Source organism: Dethiosulfatibacter sp., assembly GCF_983023055.1.
Map to the genome: position 1 here is coordinate 3,317 of NZ_CEZJXU010000025.1, position 6,550 is coordinate 9,866.

General features: G+C 35.3%; 7 protein-coding genes. 1 reads left to right on the forward strand and 6 read right to left on the reverse strand.

Annotated elements, in window-relative coordinates; genetic code table 11:
- Positions 1-138 precede the first annotated feature (138 nt).
- The 3 genes from AC3AX0_RS02140 to AC3AX0_RS02150 form a co-directional block, all read right to left on the reverse strand.
- The gene (locus tag AC3AX0_RS02140) at positions 139-1,593 is read right to left on the reverse strand and encodes a trimethylamine methyltransferase family protein (RefSeq protein ID WP_487548655.1); all 1,455 of its coding nucleotides are present in this window, start codon (positions 1,591-1,593) and stop codon (positions 139-141) included.
- 26 nt (positions 1,594-1,619) lie between these two features.
- Complete coding sequence (locus tag AC3AX0_RS02145; protein WP_487548656.1) at positions 1,620-2,258, reverse strand: corrinoid protein; 639 nt, start codon at positions 2,256-2,258, stop codon at positions 1,620-1,622.
- A 207-nt stretch (positions 2,259-2,465) separates the two neighbouring features.
- Positions 2,466-3,107: a cobalamin B12-binding domain-containing protein gene (locus AC3AX0_RS02150; RefSeq protein WP_487548657.1), complete on the reverse strand. Its 642-nt coding sequence runs from the start codon at positions 3,105-3,107 to the stop codon at positions 2,466-2,468.
- Positions 3,108-3,457: 350 nt separating this feature from the next.
- Between AC3AX0_RS02150 and AC3AX0_RS02155 the strand changes: the two genes are divergently transcribed.
- Positions 3,458-4,702, forward strand: a complete 1,245-nt coding sequence (locus AC3AX0_RS02155; protein WP_487548658.1) for a helix-turn-helix domain-containing protein — start codon at positions 3,458-3,460, stop codon at positions 4,700-4,702.
- 52 nt (positions 4,703-4,754) lie between these two features.
- Here the strand turns inward: AC3AX0_RS02155 and AC3AX0_RS02160 are convergent, their stop codons facing one another.
- The 3 genes from AC3AX0_RS02160 to AC3AX0_RS02170 all read right to left on the reverse strand — a co-directional run bounded on the left by AC3AX0_RS02160 (position 4,755) and on the right by AC3AX0_RS02170 (position 6,545).
- Positions 4,755-5,528 carry a short-chain-enoyl-CoA hydratase gene (locus tag AC3AX0_RS02160; RefSeq protein ID WP_487548659.1) on the reverse strand — a complete coding sequence of 258 codons (774 nt, stop codon included), beginning with the start codon at positions 5,526-5,528 and terminating at the stop codon, positions 4,755-4,757.
- 136 nt (positions 5,529-5,664) lie between these two features.
- A complete protein-coding gene (modA, locus tag AC3AX0_RS02165) occupies positions 5,665-6,423 on the reverse strand; it encodes a molybdate ABC transporter substrate-binding protein (RefSeq protein ID WP_487548660.1) in 759 nt (252 codons plus the stop codon).
- The gene (locus AC3AX0_RS02170) at positions 6,420-6,545 is read right to left on the reverse strand and encodes an XdhC family protein (protein WP_487548664.1); all 126 of its coding nucleotides are present in this window, start codon (positions 6,543-6,545) and stop codon (positions 6,420-6,422) included. Before AC3AX0_RS02170 ends, modA begins: the two co-directional genes overlap by 4 nt.
- Positions 6,546-6,550: the final 5 nt, after the last annotated feature.

The window sequence follows — 6,550 nt, forward strand, 5'->3', positions numbered from 1 at the left end:
ACTGAATCATTACATATTTTGCTATGAAAACGTTTTACAATCATATTGAATTTATTTTATAAATGCATTATGCAAAATTAAAAGGAAGCGCTAACTGTTCTGCAATGCACTTCCCTTTATTGTTTGTTTTTTATAATTCTATTGTTCCTTTACTAAAGCTTTATGAGCCTTTTTAAGAACTTCTTTCACTGCAGCTGATTTTTCAGGATCAAGTGAATAAGTTGCAGGGTTTTTAATTAATTTGTGATATTTTTCTACTGCAGATTCCTGAAGAGTCTTGCTTCCATTTTCTTCCCACTTTGAAAGTCCGCCTCTGTTGAACATATCAGGTCGGTGAGACTCTTCAAAATGTTTCATAGTATGATTACTCATTATGAACCCAGGATTTGTATCTACTCCATCCATGATTTCATTCCAACCCAAATAATCATCATTGATTTCGAGGCCAGCTCTAAGTCTTTGAGCAATACCAAATATTTCATTATCAATAATAAGCTGTATCGGGCTTATTGTTTTTGCAGTTTCAAGCTGTCCAGCTCCACCAAGTACAGAAGCATCAGACATTGCCATTGAATGAATAAGTGACGTTCTTTCAATCATATTCTGCTCATCGATACAAAGGCTGTCTGTTCCTGTACCATAGGAATGAGCCCTTATATTGTATCCCTGCTCGAAAAGCTGCATACAAACAAGTCTTGCCATAGTAATCTCAGTATTTGACTGAAGCGTATAGGTAGTCATCATATCCATTGAGAACAAAAGTGTAGTGGCAATTACAGGTAATCCAGGTGATAAAAGCTGAAGCATAACAATCATTGCAAATACTTCTGATGCAGCCATAAATGCTGTACCTTGAGCTGTTACAGGCGTATTTGCTCCTGCAGTTGGCAATGAACAAGGCTGAACTGGAAGACCTGCCTTCGCACATCTGTAAAGTATCTCAGCATCCATGCGCTTATAGTTCAAGCATGAAACCGAACATGCAATGAAACTTACTATAGGTCTTTCTCTTAACTTATCTAGTCCACCTACAGACGCTGCTGCCATATCAATAAGATATTTAACATTTTCACCTTCATAAGGTTGTAACCATATATGTTTTTCAGCAAGATTTAATGCTCTTTCAAGAGTATATACATCTACTGCATCTCCGGGAACTTCCTCTCCTGAAGTCGATGGAAGAGTAAAATAGTCAACATTTTCCATTTGGTTTGCTATATGGTACCACTCATTAACCTCTGATATCTTTGTAAAGTGAGTTTCTCCATCTACAGTCATGTAGTTTGGTGCACCCGTGTTTGTTCTTACATAAAATTTTCCTTCTGGATGAGGGAATTTAAGGTCCCTTTTTCCTGATGGTGAATAAAGTGTAAACTCCTTTGGAACTGAAGCAACAGCCTTGTCAATAAGCTCTTTTGTAAACTTAAGCTGTTTCGTTTCCATATCGACAATACAGCCAAGCTCAGAAAGTTCCGTAAGCATTTCATCATGGTCAAGATGAATTCCTCTTTTAATCAAAAGCTCTTCCATCCTGCTCTTCATGTGGTTAAGCTCATCTTTAGTCATTACATCATATTTAATTCTACTTTTCATAACTACCTCCTGTATTTATATATGATTTACTTATTTACTACGTAATTCTTAGCCCATCTTGCAGCATCTGCAGCATCTGCCGTGAAAGCGTCCGCACCTATCTTATCAGCCCATGCCTGTGTTACAGGAGCTCCGCCTACCATTATCTTGATTTTATCTCTAAGACCTTTTTCTTCAATAGCCTTGATTATTCTTCCCTGCTCGTTCATTGTAGTAGTAAGAAGAGCAGAAAGACCTATTACATCAGGCTCATACTTTTCGATTGCTTCTATATACTTATCTGCTCCAATATCACTTCCAAGATCTATTACTTCTAGTCCGGAACTCTTCATCATAAGTGCTACAAGATTCTTGCCTATATCATGCAGATCTCCCTTTACTGTTCCAATAACAGCTGTTCCAATAGGCTTAGCACCACTAGCTGTGAGCAGCGGCTGGATAACCTCAACACTGATATTCATTGCCTTTGCTGACATTAGAACATTTGGTACAAATATCTCGAATTTTGCGAATCTTTCACCAATTTCATTGATCCCTGGCATAAGTCCCTCATCCAATATTGTAACTGCACCTATACCCTGTTCTACTGCAAGCTCTACCTTTGCTTTTGTTCCTTCTATATTTCCTTCTATAACTAATTCTGAAATCTCATTAAGTATTGACATTCAACTTCCTCCTAAATATATTAATAATTTTATAATAAAAGAATTTAAATCATTAACAAACCTTTAATAACTACATATACTTGTGTGGAACAGATTTGAGTAATAAACAAACGTTTACTATTTTCTTGCAATCGTTAGTCACTTATAGCATCTTAATGCAAATCAACCCTCTCTTGATTTGCACAAATACACTACTAGTTAATGTATTTAAATTCTTCTATTTCTCAGTAATTTGATAGCCTTGTCTCTTGCATCTATTGCATCTTCTGCAAATACTGCATCGATTTCCTTGGCATATCGTTCGGTGATAGGTGCTCCTCCAACCATAACATATAAGGGATTATCAAATTCCATCTTGTTTATCTCCTTGACTATATCCTTCATATTATTCATGGCAGTTGTAAGCATTGCAGACAAAGCAACAATGGAAGCATCGTTTTCCCTGATGGCATTAATAAACTCTTCTTTGGTGACATTAGTTCCTAGATCTACAACCTTGAAGCATCCAGCCTGGAACATAAGCGCAACTAGTCCCTTGCCAATATTATGTATGTCTCCCTCTACGGTTCCTATGACTATTGTCCCATTTAATGGAATTGATTTTCCACATAAATGGGGCTCCAGAACCTCTAAGCATGAATTCATTGCTCTTGCAGACATGAGTATCTGTGGTACAAATTTCTCTTCCTTCTCAAAGAGATCACTAAGCATATTCATGCCCTGTGTTAGCCCTTCATCAATGATTTCATTTGCATCATAACCCATGTCAAGAAGCTGCAGGCATAAATCTACCGATTTTGCTGAATCTCCATCTAAAATACTCTTCGCCACTTCATTAAACAAGTTCATATTTTACCCCGCCAACTAGATATGTCAGTAATTTCACAACCACTCTATCTGTTTATTATTATATATTAACATTATACTATATTTATATGATTTTTCCCCAAAATTTGTATATCCTAGCACTTTATTTCAATAAATTCATCTTTTAATTATTTCATGATTGCAATGTAAACGTTTTTTTGGTAAAATTATTACATAAATTGTAATAATTATGTCGGAGTCATGATTCTTCAAGAGCTAGTATCAACAGTTGTCAAGCTAACTATGACATCATGCTTAAATATTATTCCTTGCAATTTTTACCAAAAATCAATATATTTTATATAATACTAATTAATAATAGAAGGTTAATAATGATTATACCCGGAATTGATATAAAAAAACTTAACAAAGTTATAGACGCATACAGCATATGCACCGATATTCCCATAACAGTATTTGACAAGGAAATGAATCTAGTTGCGGAAAGCATGGCAGATAAAAAATTCTGTAAATTTTTCAATATATACAACGAAGATGGTATCTGCAGGAAAAGCCTTTCCTTTTCATCAAAAACTTCATTTAAACTGGGAGAGCCTTATATATTCCTGTGTCCTTCGGGACTTCTGAATATCGTTGTTGCCCTCATCAGCAACAAAGAATTTAAAGGTTCAGTAGTTGCAGGACCAATAGCCATGGGATTAATTACTGAAAAAAACATAACCAATGCAATCAAACTTAACAATATCGACTCATCAATGTATATGCCAATTTCCATTTTCGTAAGAGAAATGAAAATTTTTTCACCTGACAAGATAAATAAACTGGCACTTCTTCTATACAACAACATACTCAGTCTATACAGCAATATTGAAGATTATATATTAATGAACAACAAACAAAAAATTCAAAATAGTACTGGAAGGAAAATCCAAGAAATCAAACAAAATAAATCAGACTTCACAGAAATAAAAAATATCAAAGAAGAACTGGTTGAGATGATACAAAAAGGAGATACTTACGGTACCAACCTTCTTTTATACAAATTTATCAATGAAATTCTTATGATTTATGCCGGAAGCTTTGAAATAATGAAGGTAAAAGTATTTGAACTTTACCTTCTTCTTTCAATGACCGCCCTTAAAAAGGGATTATCCATAGACCGCCTATTCGATCTTAACTTCAATTTCATAGAAAGTCTGAACAAAGTCAGCAATATAAAGGAAATGACATCCTGCACAGTTGAAATGACAGACTCTTTCTGTGAAAATATCTTCAAATCCATGTATTCAGGAAAATCAGATACCATATCTGAAGTTGTTCAGATTATAGGTGAAAAATATACTACTAAAATCACACTACAAGACCTTGCCAGTCATTTCAATGTAAGTGTTTCATCTCTATCAAGACTGTTTAAAAAGGAACTTGATATGTCATTTTCTGATTTTTTGAACAAGGTCAGGATAGAAAAAAGTCTAGAATTAATCAGAAACTCCAATATGACCATATCGGAAGTAGCAACAGCAACAGGATTCAGCGATCAAAGTTATTTTACTAAAAAATTCAATAAACAAATGGGTGAATCACCAAAACGCTACAGCATGAAAACTTTTAAATAAAAACCCGGATATTCCATTTTTATATGGAATATCCGGGTTCAATTAACAATCCTTAAAACTTAGGCTTTCTCTTTTCTATAAAAGCAGTCATTCCTTCAGTTTGCTCTTCGGATGCAAAGCAAAGACCAAAGATATCCTTTTCTATATACATAGCTGTTTCAATGTCGGTTTCATATCCTCTGTTTATGGCACTCTTTGCATATTTAACTGCCATTGGGCTGTTTTGTGCAATCTGTTTTGCCATTTCCATAACCTTGTCCATAAGCTCTTCCTGTGGTACTACAGAGTTTACAAGACCTATTTTCTCAGCTTCTGCTGCATTTATCATCTTAGCCGTAAAAATAAGTTCCTTAGCTTTTGCCAAGCCAACTAGTCTTGACATCCTCTGAGTTCCTCCAAATCCTGGTGTTATGCCTAGACCCACTTCAGGCTGTCCAAATTTCGCTTTTTCCCCTGCAAGTCTTATGTCGCATGACATTGACAGTTCACAGCCTCCACCCAGGGCAAATCCATTTACAGCTGCTATTACAGGTTTTTCCATAAGCTCTATCTTCCTGAATAATCTCATACCCAATTCTGCAAATACCCTTGCCTCTTCTGAAGTCTTGTCCTTCATTTCAACAATGTCAGCTCCTGCAACAAAAGCCTTTCCTTCTCCTGTAACAACCAAAACCTTTATGTCCTGATCAAGATTTATTTCATCAATAATCTGTGAAAACTCGCAAATTGTCTCTGTATTAAGGGCGTTCATTGCCTTTGGCCTGTTGATTTTCAATACTCCTATATTATCCTGTTTTTCAAAAATTAGGTTGTTGTAGTTAGACATGCTATCCTCCTGTGATTTTAATTTATTAATTATTATACAATAATTCTACTACCAAAGAATTGCATTGTCCATACAATAAAGTCATTTTCATTTTATTTAACATATTTGTACATGTTTATTTACAGTTTTCAAATCCTTAATACACAACCTTGAATCCATACTTCTCAAAAACAGCCTTCACATCTTCACCATTCAGAATTTCATCATACATTGCTTCAGCATTCTTGTTCTTTGAATCCTTAAGCAGTGCTATCCAGTAGGTTGCTTTCTTGTTATATGCATCGTCTATTGCATACATATTGACCTTGTTTTTTGTAATTTCTGTAACATCCGTTACATATACAAGACCAGCATCAGCCTCTCCCAGTACGATTTTGGATACTACCTGCTTTACATTAGGTTCATTGGACACAACATTGTCAATTACACTTTCGGAAAAACCATCTACCCCAGACTCTTCATAGGCTGCAAGTATATTTCTAGCATATTTACCTGCAGGCACTTCTTCTGCTGCCAATACTATGCTAACATCTCCCATAAGGTCATCAAGAGATGAAACTTTATTATTGTCTCTGGGTGTAATTAAAACCATCTTGTTTTCAAGTATTCCTATTCCTTTTTCAACCATTCCTGCTTCATTGATAATATTGTAGTTCTTCTCATTTGCTGACAGGTATATATCTGCCTCAGCTCCATTTTCAATCTGTATCCTCAGTCTTGTGGAACTGTCCAAATTTAGTGTCATTCCATCATTCAGAACAGTATTTATTTCACCCATGCTTTCAGTGAGTGAAGCCGCTGCAAAAACCAATACTTTTTCATCCTTTGCACATGATGTAGTCAATATCATTGCAATAGCTACCATAGCCAATTTAATTAAAATACTCTTCTTCATTTCTTGTCCTTCATGGTAATGCCTTGTCCATCATTTTTTATCATGATGATTTCAGCCATAATGCTTACTGCTATATCTTCAGGCGAATTTCCTCCCAGTGCAAGACCTATTGGCGAATGTATACCGT

Excerpts from the sequence above, each read along its gene's own strand:
- AC3AX0_RS02160 (WP_487548659.1), bottom strand. The coding sequence starts at position 5,528 with ATGTCTAACTACAACAACCTAATTTTTGAAAAACAGGATAATATAGGA.
- modA (WP_487548660.1), bottom strand. The coding sequence starts at position 6,423 with ATGAAGAAGAGTATTTTAATTAAATTGGCTATGGTAGCTATTGCAATG.
- AC3AX0_RS02145 (WP_487548656.1), bottom strand. The coding sequence starts at position 2,258 with ATGTCAATACTTAATGAGATTTCAGAATTAGTTATAGAAGGAAATATA.
- AC3AX0_RS02140 (WP_487548655.1), bottom strand. The coding sequence starts at position 1,593 with ATGAAAAGTAGAATTAAATATGATGTAATGACTAAAGATGAGCTTAAC.
- AC3AX0_RS02155 (WP_487548658.1), top strand. The coding sequence starts at position 3,458 with ATGATTATACCCGGAATTGATATAAAAAAACTTAACAAAGTTATAGAC.
- AC3AX0_RS02150 (WP_487548657.1), bottom strand. The coding sequence starts at position 3,107 with ATGAACTTGTTTAATGAAGTGGCGAAGAGTATTTTAGATGGAGATTCA.